Origin of the sequence: Phycicoccus sp. M110.8 (assembly GCF_032464895.1) — a bacterium.
GTDB lineage: Bacteria > Actinomycetota > Actinomycetes > Actinomycetales > Dermatophilaceae > Pedococcus.
Genome location: NZ_JAWDIC010000001.1, coordinates 2,260,195 through 2,283,087, shown reverse-complemented (window position 1 = coordinate 2,283,087; position 22,893 = coordinate 2,260,195). Strand labels below are relative to the sequence as shown.

The window sequence follows — 22,893 nt, the reverse complement described above, 5'->3', positions numbered from 1 at the left end:
TAGCGGCGCCCCAGCGCTCCGCGCGCGTCAGTGGTTGCGCAGGGCCGACACCAGCTGCGACTTCGTCATCCGGCTGCGGCCCTCGATGCCGACCTCCGCGGCCCGCTTGCGCAGCTCGGCGACGGTGCGGTCCTCGTAGTCCTGTCCCGCACCGCCCTTGCGGGAGACCACCTTGCGGGACGAGCCGGCCGCGGCGTTGGCGATGCGCGCGGCCTTCTCCTTCGAGGCGCCGTCCCTGCGGACGCCCTCGTAGACGTCCTTGTCCTTGACGCTGGGACCGGGGTCCTTGCGAGCGGGCATGACCTCTCCTTCGGGTCGGTGGCACAGGTCCTCCTTCCGGCCACTACCCGGCCCGTGCGTGGTCGAAACCGCCACGACACCGAAGGTGGGGCCGCGCCGCGTGCATACCTCGTGGGGGGACGGGGGTATGGGCCGGTCGTCGGCCGCAGTCGACGGGCACCGTCGGCCGCGCTCGACGGGCCGGGGCGGTTGAACCACCAGCTGTCCCGGCCCTCCCCGCCGGCGGCGTGCCGCTCGGACCGCCTCAGAGCTGTCCGGTGTAGACGACGTCGTCGGCGATGTCGGCCAGCTTGCGGTTGGTGTCCTGGCTGCGACGGCGCAGCAGCTCGAAGGCGGACTGCTCGTCGAGGCGGTGGCTGGCCATGACGATGCCGATGGCCGTGCCGATGCGGCGGCTGCTGCGCAGCGCGATCTCGAGGTTGTCCGCGCGCTGCTGGTCCTCGGCCGCCTGGACCGCGATCGCGGCGTGCGCGGCGAAGACCTCCGACACCAGCACGTCCCCGGGCGTGAAGGCGTCGGGGCGAGCGGCATACACGTTGAGCGCCCCCACGCTCCCCTCCCGCACGAACAGCCGGTGCGACAGCATGCTCCGAACCCCCGTCTCGGCGGCGACGCGCCCCGCGAACAGCGGCCACCGGCCGTCGCTCCCCAGGTCACCGGTGGCGAAGGACTCGTGGTCGAGCAGCCCGTCGATGCAGGGGCCCTCACCCGTCTCCCCCTGGATGCGGTCCACGGTCTCGGGCAGCTCACCGGTGGTGGCGAGCGTGCTGAAGAGGTCGCCGCGGCGCACCGTGATGGACGCGTGGTCGGCGCGGATGATCGTGACCGCCAGCTCGCACACCGTCTGCAGGGTGCCCAGTCGGCCGCCCTCGGCCTGGACGGCGTGCACGAGCTCTGCGAAGTACCGGGCCAGGTCGTGCTCTGGCGCCGGGACGAATCGACTCATCGAAAACGTTCTCCGAAGAAGCGACGGTTCGCCCGACCGGCACGTGGTTTGGCCGCTGGCGCTCCCGCGGGCAGGACTCTACTGAACGGCGCCGACGGCGTCGCAGCAGGTCATCGGCGCGCCGCGGACTCGTGACTCCCCCGCGGGTGCGCCGGGACGTCAGGCTCCCGGTGGCCCGGGCGCGACGTCCCGCGCGTCCTGCACCGACCCGTCCTGCTCACCCCGACCCGGCAGGTCGCCGGTGAGCGCCACGTCGGCGGCGATGTCGCGCAGCTTGCGGTTGAGGTCCTGGCTGGCGCGGCGCAGGCGCTCGAAGGCCTCGTCGGAGGACACGAGGTCACGAGCCATGAGGATGCCGATCGCGGTCCCCACCTGACGGCTGCTCGTGAGCGCGGCCTCGAGGTTGCTCACGTCCTGTTGGTGGACCGCGCTCTGGACGGCCAGGGCGGCGAAGGGCGCGAAGACCGAGGCCGTCGCGAGGTCGGCAGCCGCGAACGCGCCCGCCCGGCGGGAGTAGAGGTTGAGCGCCGCCTCGTCGTCGCCGCCGATCGGCAGGCGCAACGCCAGGATGCTGCGCACACCGGTGTCCGCGACGCACCGTGCGGCGAAGGCCGGCCACCGCTCGTCGGTGCCGAGGTCCTGCACCAGCGTCGCCGCGTCGCCGGTGGCGGCGTCGAGGCAGGGCCCCTCACCCGTGCCGTACTGGATCCGGTCCACCTCGGTGGGCAGCTCGCTCGACGCGGCCACCGTGGTGGGACGCCGGCCAGGGCGCAGGAAGGTCACCGAGCAGGCCTCGCTGTCGGGGACGGCCTTGGCGACGAAACGCACCACGCGGTCAGGGTCGGGCGGGGTCCCGGTCCCGTTGCCCAGCGCCGTGGCCAGCTCGGCGAACTCCTCGCCCAGCACTGCGGTCCAGCCCTGAGGACCGTCGGTCTGATCGGCCACCGGTCACCTCTCTCTCGCCGTCCTCGCCCCCCGATCACCACCTGCGTACGAACTCGGGGGCCAGCCTAATCCGTGCGCACGACGCCCGAAATGCCGCGCTTGCGGTTGCCTCGCGGCGAATGGGGTGTTTGAGTGGAGGCGGCAGAGTGGTCCAACAGTGGCGCCAGCCTTCCCTGCCGGAAGGACGTCCTGATGGACCCCGCCCCTGTCCCCGTATGCCGCCACGAGCCGCAGACCCCGTCCCTGCGACCGGTCGACCCCTCCGAGGTCGCGCCCCGAGAGGCGCCCCACGGTCGCCACCCGCACGGCAGTGCCGCGCACGACGAGGCCGAGGAGCTCCTCCTCTGCCTCGCGGGACGCCTGTCCCCCGACGACCGCCGCGAGCTCGAGCGCCAGGTGGTGGTGCTCACCCTCGACCTCGCCGACCGTGCCGCCCGGCGCTACCGCGGTCGCGGGCTCGAGTTCGAGGACCTGCGCCAGGTCGCCTCGCTCGCCCTGCTCAAGGCCGTCCGCGGCTTCCGTCCCGGCCGCGGGCCGGGCTTCGCGGCGTATGCCGTGCCGACCATCTCGGGGGAGCTCAAGCGGTTCTTCCGGGACACCGGGTGGGCCGTCCGGCCGCCGCGCCGACTCCAGGAGACTCGGGCCCGGGTCCTGCGCTCGGAGGAGGAGCTGCGCCAGGACCTGCAGCGCGAGCCGACCCGCGACGAGGTCGCGAGTGCCGTCGGTGTCGACCGCGCCGGCCTGGAGGAGAGCGCCGAGGCAGCCTCGTGGTTCAGCACCAGCTCCCTCGACGCCCCGGCGGGCGAGCACACCGTCGAGGTGCCCGACGGCTCCGACGCGTACGCGGCGCTCGACCGCAGCGACGCGCTCGGGCGTGCCCTGGACACCCTCGACGAGCGCCAGCTGGCGATCGTCCGCATGCGCTACGTCGAGGAGCGGACCCAGTCCGACATCGGCGCCGCGATCGGCGTGAGCCAGATGCAGGTCTCCCGGCTGCTGTCGGCCACGCTGGAGCACCTGCGCGCGACGATGGTGCAGGCCGACGCCGTTGCCTGAGGCGACGGTTCCGAGGCAGCGGCTCGCCGTGCAGGCCGACGTGGACCCCGAGGTGGTCGCCTTCGCGAGGGAGGTGGGCCGCCAGCACCGGCGCCTCGGCCGGCTCATGCAGGACGTCCTCACCGCCGGCGACGACCGATGGGAGGGCGCCTGGCAACAGCTGCGTGCCTACCTCGCCGCCCACGAGGCCGCGGAGCGGCTCGTCATGCACCCGATGTTCCGGGCCCGCGACCGCGACGACCTGTCCGTCATCGACCGCGTGGCAGAGGAGGAGGACATCGCCCGGGCGATGACCACCCTCGAGGGCGTGCCCCGGGCGGACGGCTGGTTCCGGGCGCCACTGCTCGCGCTGTGCGAGCTGGTGACCGCCCACTCCCGCCGCGAGGAGCACGACGAGCTGGCCGGCTTCCTGCACCGCATCACCGAGGACGACGCAGCCGAGCTCCTCGAGGTGCTGCTGCTGGTCGAGAGGGTGGCCGGGACGCTCGCCGCAGCGGGCGGCGACGCCCCGTTCGCCGCCATGCTCGACCTCGCCGAGGACGAGCTCGACGGCCTTCTCGTCGCCTCACGCGGCCGAGGCCCCCACCCGGGCTGACCTGAGGGTCATCCGGTCGCGAGCCCGGGGCCCCGGGCTGGCTACGCGGTCCGGTCGACGGGCGCGCTCAGTCGTCCGACGTCGTCAGGTCGTGCGGCGCACCCACGGGCTTGGACTCGGGTGAACCCCGTTCGCGCAGGTAGATCGCGAAGACGGCCATGGTGCCGACGGCGAGGAGCTCGGACTGCCAGTTCTGCAGGGTCCGGCCCCAGAAGTCGGCGGACGCGAGGTACTGCGCCATCGACAGCGGCTCGAGCAGGTCACGAAGCCGCAGCTCGTTGGCGGCGACCCGCCCGGCCACGGCCTGCGCCGACCACGACAGCAGGAAGACGAGCGCCATCACGAGGGTGAGGGAGTGCGAGTACAGGCTCGTGCGCCAGCCGCCCACGCGCGCCCAGGCGGGCGACTTGGCGGTGGCCCACCGACCGACCTGCTGCTCCTTGTCGCTCTCCCGGCCGCTCTCGCCCGGCTTCTTGGTCTCCGAGGAGCCGCGCTGCACGAGCCAGACCGTCAGCAGGATGTACAGGGTGAACTGCAGGTACTCGGACTGCCAGTTCTCTGCCACGTCGACCGCGAAGGACGAGGACGTCACGTACCGCCAGTACGACAGCTGCTGCAGGCCGGCGGTCCGCGCCTCCGCGTTGTACCCGACCAGGCCCCAGATCGACTGCCCGAGCAGCGTCAGCAGCAGGAGCACGCCGAAGACGATCGACAGGCTGTTGTCGCGCAGCGGACGGCGCGGCGCGCCCTGCGGGTCGGACCCCGTCGTCACCGGCCCAGCCCCCCGATCACGAAGAAGAAGGCCAGACCGGCCGCGATGAACACGGCATACGCCCAGAACGCTCCGCGCACGTCAGCCTCCCGAGATCTCGCAGTCGGCGGGCTGCGCGAGGTCCTGCGACGTCCGCCGGCACCCCGCAGCCATCACGCGCCACCCGTCGCGGAAGAGCGACAGGAAGACGATGTCGTCGCGCAGGACCACCTCTGCGCTGTGGCCCTGGACGGTGGTCCGCACCACGTCGGCCCCCTGTGCCAGCTTCGTCTTGCGGAGCGCGGTGGCGCAGTCGCCCGAAGGGTCCGTCTGCTCGACGGCCTTGCGCGTCGGGTCCACCAGCTGCCCGCAGGCACGGCCCGGGTCGCTCGACGCCTCGCGGACGAAGGACACGGCCGCGTCCCGCGCCGTCGGCTCGAGCGATGCCGCGCCACAGCCGGAGAGGGACACCACGACGGAGCCCACGAGCGCGACGTGCCGCGCACGCGGCATACGTAGGGGATGCACGGCGCCGAACGTATGCCGTTGCGGGGCAAGCCCGCTCGCGACACGCGGGCCACCGCGCAGGACGGCAACGCCACGCCGGAGCGTCAGCTGTCCTCGCCCTCCTCGGGGACACCGCCGCTGGCGGTGTCGTTCTCGGCGCCGCCGGAGCCGTCCTCGCTGTGCGAGCCCGGGCCGCCGTCGGGCTGGGTCGACTCGGGGGCGGGGGCGCCGGCCTCGCTGGTCGTGTCCTGGCCGTCGGCGTTCTCGTCGTGCGCACCGGTCGATGCAGTCATCGGTCAGCCTCCTTCGTGGGTGGCGCCCGTGGCGGGCGCGCCACGGACGCCTTCACCTACCCGAACGGCTGGGCGGCAAACCGGGCAGGGGTGACGGTGGTCGGAGGGTCAGCGTCCGCGCGTGACGAAGGCAGCCCAGTCGGAGTCCAGGAGGTCCTCCAGCCCGTCCGCCACGTGGGCCGCGCCGGCTGCCTCGAGCTCCTCGGCCCCGAAGCCACCCGTGCGCACCGTGACGCAGGCCGCGCCGAGGGACGAGGCGGCCTCGACGTCGTAGGGGGTGTCCCCGACCACGACGGCACGTGAGCCACCGGCGGCCTCGAGGGCGGCACGCAGGATGTCGGCGGCGGGCTTGGACTCCTGCGCGTCCTCCGACGTCGTGACGGCGGCGAAGAGGTCGCGCACGCCGACGGCGTCCAGCGCCGCGTCGGTGTACTTCGGCTTGCCCGAGGACCCCACGGCCAGGACGAAGCCCTGCTCGTGCAGGCGGCGCACGAGGTCGGCGGCGCCGGGCAGCGGGTCGACCTCCGGGAGCAGCTCGTCGTACCCGGCCTCCCACAGCTCGCGCAGGCGGTCCCCGTGCTCCTGCTCCACCTGCTCACCCGCGACGGCCGACACGAGACGGTCGCCGCCCATGCCGACGGCCCGGTGCACGCGCCACAGCGGGACGTCCACCGAGCACTCCTTGAACGCCCGGTGCCACGCCAGCGCGTGGTGGTACGTCGAGTCCACCAGCGTGCCGTCGACGTCGAAGATGACGGTGTCGCCGGGGCGGGGCCTGTGCGCTGGGCCGTCGGGGGTGCCGGCGCTCATCGGGGAGTCCTCATCCCCGCCACGCTAGACCGCGCGGACGGCCGCTGCCCGGCCGGTTTGGAGGAGGCGGGAAGGGGTAGACCCAGCCACCAGCCGTCCCACCCTGGAGGAGCCCCCGTGTCGAACGACGCCATCGTCATCCTGCGTGAGGACCACAAGGAGGTCCGCGCCCTGTTCCGCGAGTTCCAGCGCAAGGACGTGACACCGGCCCGCAAGGGCCAGATCGTGGAGAAGGTCGTCGAGCTGCTGACGGTGCACACCTACATCGAGAACGAGGTCATGTACCCCGAGGTGCGCCGGCTGCTGCCCGACCTCGAGGACGACGTGCTGGAGTCGTACGAGGAGCACCACGTCGCCGACGTGCTCGTCATGGAGCTCAGCACGATGAAGCCGTCGGACGAGCGGTTCGACGCCAAGACCACAGTGCTCATCGAGTCGGTCACGCACCACATGGACGAGGAGGAGTCCGACTGGTTCCCGAAGGTCCGTGAGGGGCTCGGCCGCACCCAGCTCCGCGAGCTCGGCGAGCAGCTGCTGGCTGCCAAGGAGCGCGCGCCCCGCTCCCCCGCGCAGCCGAGCGCCCTGAAGAAGGCGGTCGACGCCGTCGTCTCCTGACCAACGGCCCTGCGCTGACGGCCGTCCCGCTCGGGTCCGAGGAAGTCGATGGCGGTGGCGCCGATCATCCCCATCGGCAGGGTGCTGCGCGCCGCCCGCGTCGTGGGCTCCTCGCCGCCCGGGCGGCCCCTCCAGGACGCCCTCGCCGGTGGCGTGCAGGAAACTGGGTGCGTCGACGATCGTCGGAGGAGCAGTCGGAAGGGCGGGAGGCGTGCCGTGCGAACGGTCAGCCGCGTGGGGCCGCCGTTGTTGTCCGGGCCGGCGCGCACCAGGGCAGCAGGCCTGCTCGTGTCCCTCGGCGCCGTGGTCGTCGTCCTCGGCGCCCTGTCCTTCCACCAGAGCAGGCCCGGGAGCCTGGACCGGGCGGTCGACGGCGCGGTCATCTCCGCCTACGGCAGCCACCTCGGCGTGGCGGCGTGGCTGGCTGCACCCGGTGCGGGGCTTCCTGCAGCGGTCTGCACGGCCGTCATCGCACTCGCGTGCCTGGCGACGGGGCGGGCCAACGGTGCCCTGCTCGCCGTGGCGGCCGTCTGCCTCTCGGTCGGCGTGGTCGAGCTGGTCCTCAAGCCGCTGGTCGCCCGCACCTACGACGGGTTCCTCTGCTTTCCGAGCGGCCACGCCACCGCTGCGTTCGCGCTGGCCGGCACCGTGACCGTTCTGGTGAACCCCTCGCGGACGAACCCCTCGCGGATGCACGCCTCACAGAGGGTCCGCGCACGGTGGGCCCTTGCCGCGATCGCCGCGTCTGTCGGGCTGGCCTGCGTCGTCGCGTGCGCCGTCATCGCCCTGCGGTGGCACTACTTCACCGACACGGTGGCCGGAGCGGCCGTCGGGATCGGCACGGTCACCGGGCTCGCCCTCGTCCTGGACACCCCGCGCGTGCGGTCGCTGCTCGCCAGGGCGAGCACCCGGCATACAGCCTGAGCGTCCGGGCCCACCCCCGGGGCGCACCGAGCGCGGGCAGATCATCCCCGGCAGACGAAGCGGAAGCCCCCTCCCTGCCGAGAGGCTTGGGATGGCGGAACAGGTTCGCCGATCCCTTGGAAGGGGTGGCAGAGATGTCGTTCTGGGACATCGTGTGGTTCATCTTCATCACCTACGCCCTGGTGGCGTACCTCATGGTGATGTTCTCGATCGTCGTCGACCTCGTCCGGGACAAGGGGACCTCCGGCGTCGCCAAGGCGCTGTGGGTGGTCTTCCTGATCTTCATGCCGTTCCTCGCGCCCGTCGTGTACCTCATCGCCCGTGGGTGGGGCATGTCCGACCGCGCGGCGAAGGACGCGGTCCAGGTGCGCCAGCAGCAGGAGGACTACATCCGCAGCCTCGCCGGGCCGTCCACCCCCTGCCCCACGGACCAGATCGCCCAGGCCAAGACCATGCTGGACAACGGCGTGATCAGCGACGCCGAGTTCAACACCAACAAGGCCAAGGCCCTGACCTGAGGCCGACGCCCGCCCGGACGACCGTGCGGCGACGAACGGACGTACGGCGACGACTCCCCGATGCCGAGGTGCTGAGGCGCCGGCTCGGGGAGTCGTTCGCGGGCCGTTGCGTGCAACAGCTCGTGGCCCAGCAGGCCGTCGACCGGGCCATGGTGATCGCGTCGCAGGCGTTCACCGCCCTGATCCCGCTGCTCATCCTGGTGGCGGCGCTGGCGCCGGCGTCGCGCCGTGGGCTGGTCGCCGACGCCATCGTGGGCCGGTTCAACCTGTCCGGGGAGAGCGCCGCTGCAGTGCAGCAGATGTTCGGCGGCTCCACCAACCCCAGCACCGAGCTGTTGAGCGTGGTCCTGATGGTGGTCTCGGGCGTCTCCCTCACCCGCAGGATCCAGCGCATGTACCGGCAGGCGTGGCACCGCGAGGGCGACCCGGGCGTCGTCGGCCTGCGGGGGTCGCTGAACGCCACGTTGGGCCTCAGCGCAATGCTGGTGGAGATCGTCCTCCTGGGCCTGGCGCGGGCCGTCGTGCGGCACCTGCCGGGTGACTGGCTCCTGGGCGCGCCCCTGTCGCTCCTGGCCAGCCTGGTGCTGTGGACCTCCATCCCGTGGCTGCTGCTGGACCGCCGGGTGCACTGGCGCCGGCTGCTCGTCGGCGGCCTCATGGCTGCGTTCTGCGCGAACGCGTACGGTGCTGCCACCACCGTGTACATGCCGGGCCTGCTCGAGAGCTACAACCGTCGCTACGGGCTCTTCGGCGTCACGCTCGCCCTGGTGGGCTGGCTCCTGTGCATCTCCATGATCATCGTGGTGGCAGCCATCGTGGCCGGTGAGCTGGACCGCTCGCCCGAGCGGTGGGCACGGCGGGTACGCACGGCCGTCGGGGCAGACCGAGGACCGTCGGTGCAGACCGAGGAGGCGGACGAGCCGTCAGTCCGATGAGGCGGACGAGCCGTCAGTCCGAGGAGGTGCGCCGACGACTGCGGCCCTCCTGGACCGCTCCGACGACCACCCGGGCGACGATCCCGACGAGGACCAGGCCGGCCAGCATCTGCACGGTGACCACCGCCCGCGCCACCTCCGACCGCGCGACGATGTCGCCGAACCCGACCGTCGCGAAGGTCGTCACGGCGAAGTAGGCGGCGTCCAGCCGGGTCAGGGACGCCGAGAAGGCGGCCTGGTCCGTCGAGGACAGGATGAAGTACGTGGCCGCGAAGCCCACCAGGAAGAGGGGTATGACCAGGGCGAGGGTGGTGAGCGCCTGGAGCCCCGGGTACGGCGAGCGGACGATCAGGACCACCTGCCACACCACCACCGCGGCGACGACGAGCAGGCCGATCGCCAACGTCAGCACGGCACCCCAGGCGCGCGGTCGCAGCGGAAGGACGAAGTAGAGCACCGTGATGGCGGTCGAGACGGCCAGCGACCGTGCGACCGAGCGCAGCGCGAGGCGCTCACGGGTGGGAGCGGGGTGCCGTTCCTCCAGCGGGGGCACGGGAGCCTGCTGCTGCCTGAGCTCGCCCATGCCACCTCCCGGCTGGTCGTGACGTCCCGGTCGCGGTGAGCCGTCCGGCGTCGGCTCGCCGCAGGGGTCAGCTGCCGCCGAGGATCTTCGCCTTCTGCGCCGCGAACTCCTCGTCCGTCAGGATCCCCTGGCTCCTCAGCTCCGCGAGGTCCTTGAGGTGCTGGATCGTGTCGCCCGTGGTGTCGACCGACCCCGCGACCTGGGCCGCGGATCCGGCGGGTGCAGGGGCGACGGGCGCGGGGGCAGGGGCGGCGGGCGCGGGGGCGGCGGGAGCCGTCTGCTCCTGGTACGCCTGCTCGCGTTGCGCGTAGATCGCGGCATCGCGCTGGGCGAACCGCTCCGCCTGCCGGCGCTGGACGCGCCCACTCACCGCCGTGGCTGTCCCCGCGATGACCGCCGTCCGGGCCACCCCACGCAACAGTCCAGGCATCGTCCTCACCCCTCGGTGGTCTCGACGTCGTCCGATGTCTCGAGCGCCTCGAGGGCGTCCATGAGGTCAGCCGCAGAGATCCGCTGGCTGGCCACCAGGTCTCCCCCGCTGTCCACCACCGCCGCGACGAACGGCTCGGCCCAACGGTTCTCGTACACGATGAGTGCGGCCACCGTGCCCGGCTCGATCGCGGCTGCTGCCTGCGTGACGTCGTCGTCCCCGATGAGGCCCGAGGCTGCTCCCGCGAACGAGGAGAAGTGGCCCTCCGACCCCTGCGCACCGGCCAGCTCCACCACGTGCACGGACCCCTCGAGGTCCTTGCTGAGGACGACCAGGTCGTACAGGCGGATCGTCCCGCTCTCGACCAGGTCGGCGAGGGCTGTGCTCACCTCGCCCGTGAGCCGGTCCTGCGGGAACTCCAGGAGGACGAAGTCGATGGGTCCGACGACGTCCATGGTGCTGACGGTGCTCACGTCTTCTCCTCGGCATCCGGTGCTGCGCGGTTCTCCTGCCGTCCAATCTCCCCCGGGCCGCCGTCGGCTGCCTCACCCCAGGGGGATGATCCGCCCGGCGCCGAGGTGCGGTCCCATGGACCTCAGCGGTAGAGGCGCGACAAGGGTCGGTCAGGACCTGTGGGCTGCATCCGGCACGGGTTCCGCACCGCGACGGCGCCTCTGCCGCATCGTGCGACAGGAGGGTACTTCCGATGACCAACTCGATGGTGCTGCTCGACGTCGGGCTGGGAGCCACCGGACGAGCCATCGCGCTGGTGCGGCTCGGGGCGCGCGGCGTGCAGGAGGCCGGCCGCAGGACCCGACCCCTGGTCGACCCGCTCACGAGGCTGTCCCGGCTCGCACCGGTGCCCTCGGGCCTCCGCCCGGCCCACTGGCTCGGCGTGCTCGGCCACGAGGGCTCGAGTCGGCGGCGGCGGCTGCGCCAGGAGCTCGTGGCGCTGGTCGACGTGCTGGTCCCGAGGGTGGCGGCCGAGGTCCTGGGCCGCGTCGACGTCACCGGCCTCGTGACGGAGTACGTCGACCTCGACGAGGTGGTCGCCGGCGTCGACCTCGACCGGGCCGTCAGGAGGGTGGACATCGAGGCCGTCGTCCGTGGGGTGGACGTGGACGCCGTGGTGGCACGGGCCGACCTCGACGCGGTTCTCGAGCGCGTCGACGTCGATGCCGTCGTGGCACGGGCCGACCTCGACCGCGTCATCGAGCGCGTCGACGTGGACGCCGTCGTGGCACGCGCCGACCTCGACCGCGTCATCGAGCGCATCGACGTGGACGCCGTCGTGGCACGCGCCGACCTCGACCGCGTCATCGAGCGCATCGACATGGACGCCGTGCTCGACCGCCTGGACCTCACCTCGGTGGTGCTCCAGCGTGTCGACCTGGACGCCGTCGTGCAGGCAGTGCTGGCGCGCCTCGACCTGATCGGCCTCGCGGACCAGGTCATCGACGGGGTCAACCTGGCGGAGATCATCCGGGAGTCCACCGGGAGCATGGCCTCGGACACGGTGCAGGAGGCACGGATGCAGGGCATCACCGCCGACGAGGCCGTCAGCCACGTGGTGGACCGCTTCCTGCTGCGCCACGGCCGCCGCTCCACGGGTGTCCCCGCCGGGAAGCAGCCGTCCGAGGTACCGCCGCCCGAGCTGCAGCTCCCCGGCGACCAGTGGCCAGGCCGGCAGGTCGCGGACGAGAACCCGTCCCCCGACGGACACCCGGCCCCGACGCGCGATCGGGTGCCGTGACATCGGCATGGCCGGCCGAGGCGTCTCCCCACTGCCGCGGGTCGCGCGCCCGTACCAGGGCCGGCGCGCCGGCCTCGTGAGTCGTCTCGTCGCGTCCGCCGTCGACGCCGCGGTCGTGGGGCTCCTGGTGGGGGCCGGGTATGCCGGAGTCACCGCCATCAGGTTCATCCTCTCGCCGCGAGGCTTCACCTTCCCCGACACCAGCCTGCTCCTGAGCATGGCCGCGGGCTTCGGGGTGTGCGTGGCATACCTCACCGTGTGCTGGTGGTCCAGCGGGCGCACCTACGGGGACCTGCTGATGGGCCTGCGGGTGGTGAACCTGCACGGCCAGAGGATGCACCTGGCGGGGTCACTCGTCCGGGCGCTGCTGTGCACCTGCTTTCCCATCGGACTCTTCTGGGTCGCGCTGAGCCGGGAGAACCGGTCGGCGCAGGACCTCGTGCTGCGCACCTCCGTCATCTACGACTGGCAGTCCCGAGATGACCAGCGGCTCCGGCGCACGCGCGGCTGACGTCGTAGCCGATGTCGAGGCCGGCGCCGAAGCCGACGTCGAGGCCGACGTCGAACCGGGCGCCCCGGCCGGGGTCGGTCCGGAGGCCTCGCCGACCGGATGCGCCAGGAACTCCACGACGAGGAGGAGCAGTCCTGCGGCGACCGCGGTCCACGCCACCACCCACCCGGTCGGCCGGTCCCACAGCACGAGGACCAGGCCCCACCCCAGCGCCACGGTGAGGCGCAGGGGGCGCCGGTACGTGGCCACCCACGCCCCGAAGCGCCCGAGGTCCAGGCCCGCGGCCTCGCTGTCCCGACGGGCCGAACCGATCCCGGCGGCCACGACCGCGCGGGTCCTGACCGCCGGCCGCGAGGGACCCGCGAGGAGGGCCGCCCCGGCGACCACGAGGCCCACCACCGCCACCGTGCGCAGGCTGGTGCGCAGGAAGCGCACCAGGGTGTCGAAGACGTACGCGGCACTCTCGTCCGGCAACAGCGTGCCCGGCCGGGTGTCGAGGTACCACAGGCGCGTGAGGGCCAGGCCGATGCCGAGCGCGATCATGGCGACCGCGAGGGCCAGGCCCGTCCTGACGAGGACCCGGCGACGGTCACGCGCCACGAGCACCCCGGCGACCAGCAGTCCGAGCGCGACGAAGGGCAACCACGTACCGAGGGTGTTGAGGAGGGCGAACATCGTCTGGGCCTTCGTGAGGCCCTGCGTCTGCACCAGGACGAACGAGGTGTCGACCGTGGGGATGCTCGAGGCCAGGCCGAAGCCCTGGGCGACCAGCCGGTCCCTGACCGCCGCGATGACCGGCGCGAGGTTGAGGACGATCGCGTCGCCGCGCGTGGTCACCGCGCCCGTGCTGCGCCCCTCGAGCAGGCCGACGACCTGCTGGTGCGCCACCCGGTTCACCTGGTCCCACAGCTGCGCGAACTGGGGGCTCCGCACCAGGGTCTGCACCTGGTCTCGGGTGAAGTTCTGCACGCCCTTCTCGATCGGCACCGACAGGTTCGGCAGGACGCTCGCCACCCGGGGTGGCAGGTCCCCTCGTTGTGCCAGCGCCGTCAGCGCCTGGGACGTGATGGCACCGACGTCGAGGTGCTCGAAGACCACCTGCGTGACCCTGTCGGCGATGGCGTCCTGGACGCCGGGATCGTGCGCGACGGGGGCCACCGTCTCCACGTACCGGCTGGTGTCCGACAGCGTCCGGCCGGCCCACGTGGAGGCCACGGACACCGGCGCCAGGACCGTGCCCAGCACGACGAGGACCGCGGACAGCACCGACCACCAGCGGGACCTCGGGCCGTGACGTGGCGCGCTCGGCGCGCCGGCGGGTCCCGCCGTCGACAGCTCGGCCTCGAGCTGCGCCACCCGCGCCCGCAGCCTCTCGAGCTCCGTGGTCTCGTCCATGGCACGCTCACCTTCCTCGGCTGTGCGTCACCGCGTGGCGACGCCGGATCGGTCGTCGGGTCGCGGGGCCGCCCACGTGGGCGGGATGTCCGCGCCGCCCTCCATCGAGACACGGTGCCCCATCCGGACGTATGCCGCCTGGGGCAGGAGCCTCCCGCCGACCAGCACCTGCCCGAGACCGAACGAGGGGCAGCCTGCGATGAGCCCCTCGGGCACGAAGGAGAAGAGCCGTGTGAGGTCGGCGAGGTCGGCTCGCGAGTTGATCCGCATGAGCAGGACGTTGTCGCACTGGGACACGACGTTCTCGTGCACCTTGTGCGGCTGCTGCGTCGAGGTCAGGAGGTACAGGCCGTACTTGCGCCCCTCGGCCGCGATCTGCACGGACCGCTCGGTGGCCCGCCGGCTCAGCTCGTCACGGGGCTCGGCCGGGCACACGTTGTGCGCCTCGTCGATGACGACGAGGCACGGCACCTTCGACCGCCGTTCCTCCCAGAGGGCCGTCAGCACGGCCTGGCTGACCACGCGCTGCTCCTGCGCGCTGTCGAGCGAGCCGAGGTCGACCACCGTGCAGCGGCTCGTGGGGTGCCGGATCTCGTCGACGATCGAGGGGAGCCCGGGACCCCAGAGGGACCAGCCGAGGACCCCGAGGTTCTCCGCCCGCACCCCGAGCCGGCGCGCACCCTCGTTGTCGGAGGAGCGCAGGTCCTCGACTCCGGTGACCAGCGGCTCGCCCTCGCGCCGCCGCCTCAACAGCTCCAGCAGCGCGGAGTACTCGTCCCTGTCACCGACCGGGTCCAGCCCGAGGACGGCCGCCTGGGCGGCCGGGTCGAGGTCGGGGAAGCGGAGGCGGAGCTGGTGCTGGGCCCCTAGGTCGTTGCGCCACACCGCGACCTCGGCGGGCACACCGGCATACCGCTCGGCGAGGGCGGGGTCGGCACCCGGACGGACGCGCCCCAGGCCCACGTGGTCGGAGTTCGGGTCGAGGACGACCACCCGCAGGGTGGTCTCGGCCAGGACCCGCTCCAGGAGCAGACCGAGCGCGTAGGTCTTGCCCGACCCCGACTGCCCGCACAGGAAGGTGTGCCGGGTCAGTCCGCCGCTGTCGAGCGTGGCCGGGACGCCGGGGGCGAGGAGCAGCTCGCCCACGGTGAGGCCGGCGCGGGCGGGTCGGCTCGTGGCGCACCAGTCGGCGACCTCGGCCGGGTCGGCCGGCCGCACCACTGCGTCGTGGAAGGGGCGGCCGTCGGTGGCCAGCAGGGCCCCGGACCCCCTGGCCAGGCGGAGGGCGATGTCGGAGACGACGTCGCCGAGCTGGGCGCTCGAGCTCACGACCACGGCGTCGAGGTCCGTGACCTGCCCCAGCCGGTCGACGCCGTCCGACTGCAGCACGACGTACCCGCCGCGGCGCAGCTGGAGGTCGTGCAGCGAGCACTGGAACTCGAACGTCACGCCGTCCACCGAGGTCGCGAGGGGGAGGACGCGGCGTTCCACCTCCTCGCGGGTCCGCCGGTACGTCGCGAGTCGGTGGAGCAGGTCGCCGTCCTGGGCGGTCGTGGGCAGGGCCCCCGGTGCGCTCATGGTGAGTGTCCTTCCTCTGGGTGCGGTGGCGCCGGCACGTCGGCACCGGTGGGCGGCTCGCTCGAACCCGGCTGGCGTTGCGGGAGGCCGCCGGTGGCGAACAGGGCGACGAGCCCGAGGACCACGAGGAACGCCAGTGACGCCCTCAGGCCGTCGATGCGCGCCGCCTCGTTCTCCTTCACCACGGCAGCGGCCGTGGCGCCGGTGACGCCCACGCTGCTCAGCGCCTCGTTCAGCTGGTCGTCCGGGATGAACGGCACCCCGGAGGCCAGCTCGACCTGTGCCTGGGCGGACAACGACGCCGGGATCGAGGGGTTGCCCTGGATGCCGGTGAAGAACGAGGTGGTGAGCGCCGAGACGAGGATCGCGCCGCTCAGGGCCGTGCCAACCGAGGACCCCAGGAAGGACACGGTGTTCTGCAGCCCGCCCACCTCGTTGCTCTGCTCGTCCGGGACGGCGGAGACGGTGACACTGCCCAGCTGCGAGGCGAGGGCGCCGATCCCCAGCCCCGCCAACAACATCGGCACCGTGACCACCTCGGCCCCGACCCCCACCTCGAGCGCTGCGGTGAGGCTCACCAGGCCGAGCAGGAGGGAGAGGAACCCCAGGCGGACCACACGTCGTGGCGAGGCCTGCGGGAAGAGCTTGGGTACCCCCACCGCGGCCAGCAGGAGCGTCACGGACAACGGCAGGATCCGGACGCCGGTCGAGATGGCCGACAGGCCCAGCGAGACGGACAGGAACAGCGGGACGGCGAAGAAGAGCCCGGCCAGGAGCATGTACTGCAGGAAGAAGGAGGTCAGCCCCGCCCGCAGCAGGCGGTTCCCCAGCATCGAGGTGTCGATGAGCGCGGCCTCACCTCGGCCCTCCCGGCGCCGCTCCCACGACAGGAACAGCAGCAGGACAAGCCCCCCGGCCAGGGCCAGCCAGCTCACCGCCGACACGCCGAGCCAGCTCGGGGCCTGGGGCTTGGGGTTGACCAGGCCCCACGACCCCGCTCGCAGGACCGCGTAGACCACCAGGCCGAGTCCCAGGGCCGACAGCGCCGTCCCGACCAGGTCAAGGCGCACCCCACCCTCCGCGGGGTTGTCCGTCACGCGGCGCGCCAGGGCGAGGATCCCCACGACGACCAGGACCTCCCCGGCGAACACCCAGCGCCAGGACGCGTACGTGGTGAAGAGGCCACCGATGAGGGGGCCGGCTGCCACGGCGACGGCACCGGCGGCGGCGACCATGCCGTAGGCCCGGGGCCGCTCGGCGCGACCAAAGTTCGACGCCACGAGAGCCACGATGGCGGGCATGATGAGCGCCGCGCCGATGCCCTCCAGCAGGGACCACCCCACCAGCAGCACAGCGAGGTTCGGCGCCAGGGCGGTCGTCAGCGAGCCGCAGCCGTACACGGTGCACCCCAGGGCGAACGCCCGCTTGCGCCCCCAGATCTGGCCCAGCTTGCCGCCGGTGATCATCAGCGACGCCATGACCAGCGTGTAGAGCGTGATCGCCGTCTGGATCCCGGTCACCGTGGTGCCCACGTCCGTCGCCACCGTCGCGATCGACACGTTCATCACCGAGCTGTCGAGGGCCATGAGGAACTGGCCGCACGCGAGGGTGACCAGCACGGCGCCGGACGCTGCGGCGGTGGCGGTCGTGGCGGCTGTCGCGGGTGCGCTCGACATGGCTCGGGAGTCCTTCGGTGGTCGGTGTCACCCGGTCCGCGCACCACGCGCGCGGCTCGGGACGAGCTCGGGGGGTATGCCGGTGGGCTGCGCGAGCGCTGGCGCGGGAGTCGCTCCGCGGCCGGGTCGGCCGGGCAGCAGGTCGTGCTCCCAGGCCCGGCGCACGGCTTCGTTGCGCCGGGTCACGTCGAGCTTGCGCAGCACACTGCGCACATGGGTGCGGACCGTGTTGACGGACACGAACATCGCCTGCGCGATCTCCTCGGTCGTCAGCAGCTCGGCGAGGTGGCCCAGGACCTCCTGCTCCCGGGCGGTCAGCGCGATGTCGGGGCTCCGGTGCGGCCCCGTCCTGGTCTGCTGGCGCAGCCGTCCCATCCGGCCGGTGTCCCTGAGCAGCGCGCGGACCTCGGCCGGGCTCTCGAGGAAGGGGCGGCGCAGCTGCTCCGGCAGCGCCAGGGCCAGTGCGGACTCGATCGACCGCTCGGCCGCCTCGCGGTCGCCGGCATCGAGGTGTTCCTGCGCGCACTCCACCTGGTACGCCACCTGCGTCTGCACGGTGGACGTGGTTCGGGCCCAGGGACCGGGGTCGTCCGCACCCGGGTCGCCGGTCGCCGGAGCTCGTGCGGGCGCAGTGCGCCGGACCGCGAGCGCACAGGACGCGTGCTCGCAGGCCTCGAGCTCGGCCAGCACCCCGAGCGCCTCCTCGCGCCGCCCGGCGGCCACGAGGTGGTCGGCCTCGGCCGCAGCCAGGGCGTGGGCGAGCCAGCCTGCACCCACGTCCGCCGTGGGGCCGTCGCGACGCAGTGACTGGACGCTGGCGATGGCCAGCTCGGTGGAGCCCTGCGCGCGCAGGAGGCGCGACCTCACGAGTGCGTGGACCGCACAGAGCGTTCGCCCCGGGAAGGACGACGGCAGCCGGTGCACGTCGTCCAGCGCCTCGGCGGCGGCGGCGAGGTCGTACTCCTCCATCCACACCCACGCCATGGCGAGCGCCCCTGCCTGGGAGGACGCCGCGACGCTGGGCTGCCCACCGGTACCGGAGCCCTGCGGTGCCACGCACCCGGCGAGCTCACGCGCGCGGCGCAGGTTGCCGGCCGCGGCCTCCGCGAGGGCTGCCATGCCGCGGAGCTCGACCGCGTCCCCGTCGAAGTGGGCGGTGGTCGCCGCCGCAGCCGCCGCGCGGAACGCCTCGCTCGCGGCTGCGAGGTCGCCGCGTTCGAAGAGGACCCTGCCCTTCACTGCCGCGAGGAGCGTCACGGTCGGGGTGTCGGGGGCTGCGCCCGTCGTGGTCGTGAGCACCGTGCTCTCGGCCGCCAGGGTGGCCTCGACGGCGGCGTCCAGGTCGGTCCCCAAGCTGGTTGCCACCGCCGAGAGCGTGAGGAGCGCGGCGTCGGAGGTGGGCGAGGACGTCCCCTCCACCCCGATCCACCGACGGGCTGCCGCCAGCTCGGCCACGCAGGTCTCGGCGTCGGCCGCGCCGAGGGCCAGCGCAGCTCGGGTCAGGGCGGTCGCGGACCCGGGCGCGTCCGCGGGGACCGCCGCCACCAGGGTGCGCAGGCCCACCCGGTCCGGACCGACGAGCAGCGCGGCGACGCCCGGGCCGTCGAGGAGGTACCGCGCGGCGTCGTCCCAGGCCCGGGCCGCCACCGCGTGCCGCATCGCGGTCCTGTACCGGCCGTTCGCCGCCAGCCATCCCGCTGCCCACCGGTGGAGTCCCGGCACGAGGTCCGGACGGCGGTATGCGAGCTCACTGCGCAGGAACTCCCTGAACAACGGCTGGTAGCGGTACGCCCCGCTCCCGTCGCCGACCGGGACGATGAACGTGTTCCCGTGGGCCAGGAACTGCAGCACCCGGTCGTCGCAGTGACGTCCGGTCAGGACGCCGGCGAGCTCCGGGTACAGGGTGTCGGCGAGGCACGTGCGCAGCAGGAACTCCTGCAGCTCGGGCGGCTGCGTGGCCAGCACCTCGGACATGAGGTAGGCCCCGACGTTCGCCGTGTCACCCCGGAAGTCGCGGATCGCCTGCCTGGTGTCGCGTCGGCCCGCGAGCCACATCGCCGCGAAGGCCAGGCCGGCCGGCCACCCCGCGGTGCGCGCATGCAGCTCGGACACCTCCGTGGGTCGCAGGTCCACACCCGCGTGCCGGAGGACCGCCGCGACCTCGGAGACCGTGAACGCGAGCTCGGAGGCGCGCACCTCGGTGAGCTGGCCGGCGAGCCGGTACCGGTGCAGGGGCAGCGGAGGGTCGCTCCGCGTGAGGAGGACCAGGCGGAGCGCCCCACCGCTGGCGCTGAGCAGTCGGTGCAGCTGCTGCCCCTCCGCCCGGCCCAGCGCGAACTCGTCGCAGTCGAGGACCCACACGACGGGTTGGCCGTGGCGCTGGATCCTCTGCCCGATCTCCCGCACCAGTGCCGGACCGGCGTCGTTCGGGGACGGCCCGGCGGTGAGGCCCGAGACGTCGACGCCGCCGGCGTCGAGCGCTCTCAGGGCGACGGTCCAGAAGTCGTCGAGGGCCCCGCCCTCCTCGCTGATGCTGGTGTGCGCGACGGCTGCCCAGGCGTGGACGCGGGACGCCCAGTCGCCGGCGACGACGGTCTTGCCGTAGCCGGCCGGCGCGCTCAGCAACGTCACCGACCGCTGCGCGCCCGCGTCCATCAGGGACAGCACGCTGCGGCGCTGCACGATCGCTGACGGGCGAGGTGACTCGTGGGTGCCTGCCGTGCCGAGCGAGTCGAGCGGGTCGAGCACGGCGGGCTGCCGTACCACGCGCCGCAGGGGGGTCCTGCCCTCGGGACCAGTCTGCGTCCGCAGCGTGCGCGGCATACCCATCACCCATCTGTAGGTAGGTGCACGGCCACCCTGCGGCCTTCCTCCAGGTCCACGGCAGCATGCGGGAGTCGGCTCCGAGAGGGGGCGAAGGTCCTGATCGACCCCCTAGTCGGGGAAGGGCACCGCCCCGTCCCCGCACGAACGGGAGTGAAGGGGACAGCCCGGACACCGCGGCCGGGGACGGCGCCGCACAGCGCATCTCATCCCGGACGGATGACGCTCGCGGGACGACCTCTCTGCGAGGGTCGGTGCCACTTCTTCGGAAGGGACCAGGCATGGAGCGGGTGACGTACGAGGTTCGTGTCGCAGGTGTCGTCTCGCAGGAGGACCTGGACGACATGGCTGCCGTCAGGCTCGCCGAGGGGTCCACCAGCACCGTCCTGTGCGGGGTTCCCGACCAGTCGGCCCTGCACGGGCTGCTCGACCGCTTCATGGCCCTGGGGATCGAGGTCGTGGAGGTGCGACGGATCCCGACGACCTGGGTGGCCGACGACCGTGGCTCGGGACGCGCCACGCGGTGAGGGCCGGCGGATGCCGAGCACGACCCGCGGGACCGGATCGGGCTACGAGGTGGCGGTTCCCGGCAGCCTGAGGCCGTCGCACCGTGCAGCCCTGGTGTCCGACGCGACACTCGGTGTCGAGCTCACCACCGTGTTCCTCCTTCGCCCTGTCCCCGACCCCGGCATCGGGGCGATCGCCCGGGAGCTCGAGGCACGCGGACTGGTCATCGTCGACATCCGGCGCGTGGGATCCCCCCATCTCATCTGCCCGGGGTGAGGTCTCGTGGTCGCGCCGCGACCGAGCATGGAGGCATCGCCCCAAGGAGAGGAGCAGCGAGAATGTCCACTTCCACGTCCACTTCCAGGTCTTCCCTCGCCACACCGGGACAGCCCAGCGGCCTGGCGTACGGCACGGTCCTCGCTGCTGGCATCGTCATGCTCATCGGAGGGATCCTGGAGTTCTTCCGCGGGCTGACCGCGTTGTTCACCAACACGCTCTACGTCAGCACACCGAAGTACATCCTCGAGTTCAACGTCACCTCGTGGGGCTGGGTGCACCTCATCTGGGGCCTCGTCCTGGTCGCGGCCGGTGGACTCATCGTCGCCGGACGAACGCTCGGACGGATCCTCGCCCTGGTCCCCGCCTCCATCGCGGTGATCCTCAACTTCGTGTCGATGCCGTGGTACCCGTTGTGGTCGACGGTGCTCCTTGCCATCAACGTCTTCGTGATCTGGGCGCTCTGCACGGCTGAGTTCCCGTCGGACCGCTGAGCCGGCGTCGCACCGCCGAGTACCCGACCCCGCACGTCCCTTCCACCCGACCCCGCACGTCCCTTCCACGTGCGGGGTCCCGGCACGTCCCTTTCGGTCCGCAGCACGTCCCTTCCACGTGCGGGGTCCCAGCACGTCCCTTTCAGTCCCAGCACGTCCCTTCCACGTACGGGTGCCGTCCGGACCCGGATCAGGTGGCCCGACGGATCGGCGGCGGCGTCCAGCGTCCGTCCAGCGCCTCGGGGGCGGGGGCGTAGAGGCGCATCGTCACGCCCAGCGGTCCTCGTGGGGCCGGCAGCCAGTTGGCCTCCCGCTCGGGGCCGGGACTCGAGTGCTGGAGGTAGAGGTCGAGCGAGCCGTCGGGGTTGTACACCAGCGGGTCCCTGTCGCCGATCGCGAACCGGTTGAGGGCGTTCGGCACCTGGAAGCCCTCGGTGTCGTACATCGTGACCGACCAGAAGGCCGCAACCGGAGGCAGCTCCCCCGCCTCGAAGTGCAGGACGTAGTTCCGGTCACCGTCGAGCTGCTCGCCCCGGGCGTCGGTCATGTTCAACGGGTAGATCGCGTCCTCCACCTGGTTCGCGCCCAGACCCGTCAGGGCGACGATCGCCCGCTTCAGGTAGGAGTTGCCGTAGACGCCCATCGTGTCGGTGCTCAGCTGCCAGCCGTTGAGCACCCGCGCCATCCGGGGCACGCTCGCGTGCATCAGCGCCAGAGCGGCGGCCGGGGCCCGGTCGAGCGCTTCCCTGGCCTCCGGTTCGAGCGCGTCGAAGTCGAGGTCACGGGCCGCCAGCCCGAGGCGACGCATGCGCGCCAGGATCGACCAGTCGGTCAGGTGCGACCCGTGCCGGGCCCGGAGCTCCTCGGCCAGGGTGAAGAACTGCCGTGACGGCATGGCCAGCACCTGGTCCAGCGGCGGGGTCTCGGTGTCGACGTCCGGGTCGGACGGCGCGGTCGCGGGGCCGGACTGCACGGGTGCTGGCGACCCTCCTGCACCGTCCCACCCGGACAGCGGGGTGATGGTGAAGCCACCCTGGATGGTGCGGACGTTCTCGTAGTCCGCCGGGCCGTTCGTCTGGATGCGCCCGATGACCCAGATGTGCGGCGTCGGGGCCTGCACGGCCGTGACGCCGGCAGGGAGCTCTCCGCGCCAACCCGGCGGCACCACGGCATACGACGCCGCTGCGGTGCCCGTCGTGCGCGTGCCCGGCACGGCGAAGGCCTCGGTCCACATGTCGTACATCGGCAGCAGGTAGTAGCGGCCCTGTGTGTCGGGCACGGAGACGATCGACGGCTCGGTGCTCACGTCCAGCCACGCGCTGGAGTACAGCGTGTCGAAGTTCGGGCGGACGACTCCCCTGAAGTCCCCCGGCGGGAACTCACGGGCGTGCGAGAAGGTGCCCATCGGCGCGAAGCCCACCTTCGCCCCGACCGGGCCCGAGGTCATCTGGCGCCGGGTGACCTCCATCAGGACCAGCGGGAACAGGTAGACGTAGGCCTCCACGGCGATGGCGCCCGCATCGTCGAACGTCGTGGACGTGGGACGGGTCTCTTGCCTGACGCTCATGGCATCTCTCCTGCCAGCCTGGTGGCGGTCCAGCGCGGTCGGAGCCCGCGCTGGACCGCCACCAACACTCGCAGCGACCGGGCCGGCCGCCATCATCCGCGTCGG

At 72.8% G+C, this 22,893-nt stretch carries 25 protein-coding genes; 11 read left to right on the top strand and 14 right to left on the bottom strand.

Annotation, left to right across the window (positions count from 1 at the left end):
* Nucleotides 1–27: 27 nt before the first annotated feature.
* From RKE38_RS10810 to RKE38_RS10800, 3 genes are all read right to left on the bottom strand, one after another.
* Nucleotides 28–300, bottom strand: coding sequence for a Rho termination factor N-terminal domain-containing protein (locus tag RKE38_RS10810; protein ID WP_316007430.1), 273 nt, complete (start codon nt 298–300; stop codon nt 28–30).
* A 244-nt stretch (nt 301–544) separates the two neighbouring features.
* Nucleotides 545–1,246, bottom strand: coding sequence for a GAF and ANTAR domain-containing protein (locus tag RKE38_RS10805; RefSeq protein ID WP_316007429.1), 702 nt, complete (start codon nt 1,244–1,246; stop codon nt 545–547).
* 159 nt (nt 1,247–1,405) lie between these two features.
* Nucleotides 1,406–2,191, bottom strand: a complete 786-nt coding sequence (locus RKE38_RS10800; protein ID WP_316007428.1) for a GAF and ANTAR domain-containing protein — start codon at nt 2,189–2,191, stop codon at nt 1,406–1,408.
* Nucleotides 2,192–2,383: 192 nt separating this feature from the next.
* Between RKE38_RS10800 and RKE38_RS10795 the strand changes: the two genes are divergently transcribed.
* Nucleotides 2,384–3,247, top strand: coding sequence for a sigma-70 family RNA polymerase sigma factor (locus RKE38_RS10795; protein WP_316007427.1), 864 nt, complete (start codon nt 2,384–2,386; stop codon nt 3,245–3,247).
* A 28-nt stretch (nt 3,248–3,275) separates the two neighbouring features.
* Nucleotides 3,276–3,842 (top strand): hemerythrin domain-containing protein, encoded by a 567-nt coding sequence (locus RKE38_RS10790; protein WP_316007426.1) that lies wholly within the window; start codon nt 3,276–3,278, stop codon nt 3,840–3,842.
* Between the two features lie 67 nt (nt 3,843–3,909).
* On the opposite strand, the gene RKE38_RS10785 is transcribed toward RKE38_RS10790, so the two are convergent.
* The 4 genes from RKE38_RS10785 to RKE38_RS10770 form a co-directional block, all read right to left on the bottom strand.
* Nucleotides 3,910–4,614 carry a DUF6766 family protein gene (locus RKE38_RS10785; protein ID WP_316007425.1) on the bottom strand — a complete coding sequence of 235 codons (705 nt, stop codon included), beginning with the start codon at nt 4,612–4,614 and terminating at the stop codon, nt 3,910–3,912.
* Between the two features lie 81 nt (nt 4,615–4,695).
* Nucleotides 4,696–5,121: a hypothetical protein gene (locus RKE38_RS10780; protein ID WP_316007424.1), complete on the bottom strand. Its 426-nt coding sequence runs from the start codon at nt 5,119–5,121 to the stop codon at nt 4,696–4,698.
* Between the two features lie 83 nt (nt 5,122–5,204).
* A complete protein-coding gene (locus tag RKE38_RS10775) occupies nt 5,205–5,393 on the bottom strand; it encodes a hypothetical protein (RefSeq protein WP_316007423.1) in 189 nt (62 codons plus the stop codon).
* Nucleotides 5,394–5,501: 108 nt separating this feature from the next.
* A complete protein-coding gene (locus RKE38_RS10770) occupies nt 5,502–6,203 on the bottom strand; it encodes an HAD family hydrolase (RefSeq protein ID WP_316007422.1) in 702 nt (233 codons plus the stop codon).
* Between the two features lie 117 nt (nt 6,204–6,320).
* Between RKE38_RS10770 and RKE38_RS10765 the strand changes: the two genes are divergently transcribed.
* The 4 genes from RKE38_RS10765 to RKE38_RS10750 all read left to right on the top strand — a co-directional run bounded on the left by RKE38_RS10765 (nt 6,321) and on the right by RKE38_RS10750 (nt 9,195).
* Complete coding sequence (locus tag RKE38_RS10765) at nt 6,321–6,818, top strand: hemerythrin domain-containing protein (protein ID WP_316007421.1); 498 nt, start codon at nt 6,321–6,323, stop codon at nt 6,816–6,818.
* Nucleotides 6,819–7,034: 216 nt separating this feature from the next.
* Nucleotides 7,035–7,742 (top strand): phosphatase PAP2 family protein, encoded by a 708-nt coding sequence (locus tag RKE38_RS10760; protein ID WP_316007420.1) that lies wholly within the window; start codon nt 7,035–7,037, stop codon nt 7,740–7,742.
* A 134-nt stretch (nt 7,743–7,876) separates the two neighbouring features.
* Entirely contained in the window at nt 7,877–8,260 is a 384-nt protein-coding gene (locus tag RKE38_RS10755; protein ID WP_316007419.1) for an SHOCT domain-containing protein, read from the top strand.
* A 68-nt stretch (nt 8,261–8,328) separates the two neighbouring features.
* Entirely contained in the window at nt 8,329–9,195 is an 867-nt protein-coding gene (locus RKE38_RS10750) for a YihY/virulence factor BrkB family protein (RefSeq protein ID WP_316007418.1), read from the top strand.
* Nucleotides 9,196–9,208: 13 nt separating this feature from the next.
* Here RKE38_RS10750 and RKE38_RS10745 read toward each other — a convergent pair whose 3' ends face one another.
* The 3 genes from RKE38_RS10745 to RKE38_RS10735 form a co-directional block, all read right to left on the bottom strand.
* A complete protein-coding gene (locus RKE38_RS10745) occupies nt 9,209–9,778 on the bottom strand; it encodes a potassium channel family protein (RefSeq protein WP_316007417.1) in 570 nt (189 codons plus the stop codon).
* A gap of 67 nt (nt 9,779–9,845) precedes the next feature.
* Nucleotides 9,846–10,208 carry an SHOCT domain-containing protein gene (locus tag RKE38_RS10740; protein ID WP_316007416.1) on the bottom strand — a complete coding sequence of 121 codons (363 nt, stop codon included), beginning with the start codon at nt 10,206–10,208 and terminating at the stop codon, nt 9,846–9,848.
* 5 nt (nt 10,209–10,213) lie between these two features.
* Nucleotides 10,214–10,681 carry a DUF6325 family protein gene (locus RKE38_RS10735; protein ID WP_316007415.1) on the bottom strand — a complete coding sequence of 156 codons (468 nt, stop codon included), beginning with the start codon at nt 10,679–10,681 and terminating at the stop codon, nt 10,214–10,216.
* Between the two features lie 233 nt (nt 10,682–10,914).
* Here RKE38_RS10735 and RKE38_RS10730 point away from each other — a divergent pair, with 233 nt between their 5' ends.
* Complete coding sequence (locus RKE38_RS10730) at nt 10,915–11,961, top strand: hypothetical protein (RefSeq protein ID WP_316007414.1); 1,047 nt, start codon at nt 10,915–10,917, stop codon at nt 11,959–11,961.
* A gap of 7 nt (nt 11,962–11,968) precedes the next feature.
* Nucleotides 11,969–12,472 carry an RDD family protein gene (locus RKE38_RS10725; protein ID WP_316007413.1) on the top strand — a complete coding sequence of 168 codons (504 nt, stop codon included), beginning with the start codon at nt 11,969–11,971 and terminating at the stop codon, nt 12,470–12,472.
* A gap of 1,422 nt (nt 12,473–13,894) precedes the next feature.
* Here RKE38_RS10725 and RKE38_RS10720 read toward each other — a convergent pair.
* Genes RKE38_RS10720 through RKE38_RS10710 form a run of 3 tightly spaced genes read right to left on the bottom strand, consistent with a single transcriptional unit; the run spans nt 13,895 to nt 19,887 of the window.
* Complete coding sequence (locus tag RKE38_RS10720; RefSeq protein WP_316007412.1) at nt 13,895–15,445, bottom strand: ATP-binding protein; 1,551 nt, start codon at nt 15,443–15,445, stop codon at nt 13,895–13,897.
* On the bottom strand, nt 15,442–17,121 hold the full coding sequence (locus RKE38_RS10715) for an MFS transporter (RefSeq protein WP_316007411.1): 1,680 nt from the start codon (nt 17,119–17,121) through the stop codon (nt 15,442–15,444). The genes RKE38_RS10720 and RKE38_RS10715 overlap by 4 nt, the downstream gene beginning before the upstream one ends.
* 27 nt (nt 17,122–17,148) lie before the next feature.
* A complete protein-coding gene (locus RKE38_RS10710) occupies nt 17,149–19,887 on the bottom strand; it encodes a LuxR C-terminal-related transcriptional regulator (protein ID WP_316007410.1) in 2,739 nt (912 codons plus the stop codon).
* 338 nt (nt 19,888–20,225) lie between these two features.
* Between RKE38_RS10710 and RKE38_RS10705 the strand changes: the two genes are divergently transcribed.
* The 3 genes from RKE38_RS10705 (at nt 20,226) to RKE38_RS10695 (ending at nt 21,221) form a co-directional block, all read left to right on the top strand.
* Nucleotides 20,226–20,471 carry a hypothetical protein gene (locus tag RKE38_RS10705; RefSeq protein ID WP_316007409.1) on the top strand — a complete coding sequence of 82 codons (246 nt, stop codon included), beginning with the start codon at nt 20,226–20,228 and terminating at the stop codon, nt 20,469–20,471.
* Nucleotides 20,472–20,481: 10 nt separating this feature from the next.
* Nucleotides 20,482–20,727 carry a hypothetical protein gene (locus tag RKE38_RS10700; RefSeq protein WP_316007408.1) on the top strand — a complete coding sequence of 82 codons (246 nt, stop codon included), beginning with the start codon at nt 20,482–20,484 and terminating at the stop codon, nt 20,725–20,727.
* A 62-nt stretch (nt 20,728–20,789) separates the two neighbouring features.
* A complete protein-coding gene (locus tag RKE38_RS10695; protein WP_316007407.1) occupies nt 20,790–21,221 on the top strand; it encodes a hypothetical protein in 432 nt (143 codons plus the stop codon).
* Nucleotides 21,222–21,411: 190 nt separating this feature from the next.
* Here the strand turns inward: RKE38_RS10695 and RKE38_RS10690 are convergent, their stop codons facing one another.
* Entirely contained in the window at nt 21,412–22,788 is a 1,377-nt protein-coding gene (locus RKE38_RS10690; RefSeq protein WP_316007406.1) for a DUF1254 domain-containing protein, read from the bottom strand.
* Nucleotides 22,789–22,893: the final 105 nt, after the last annotated feature.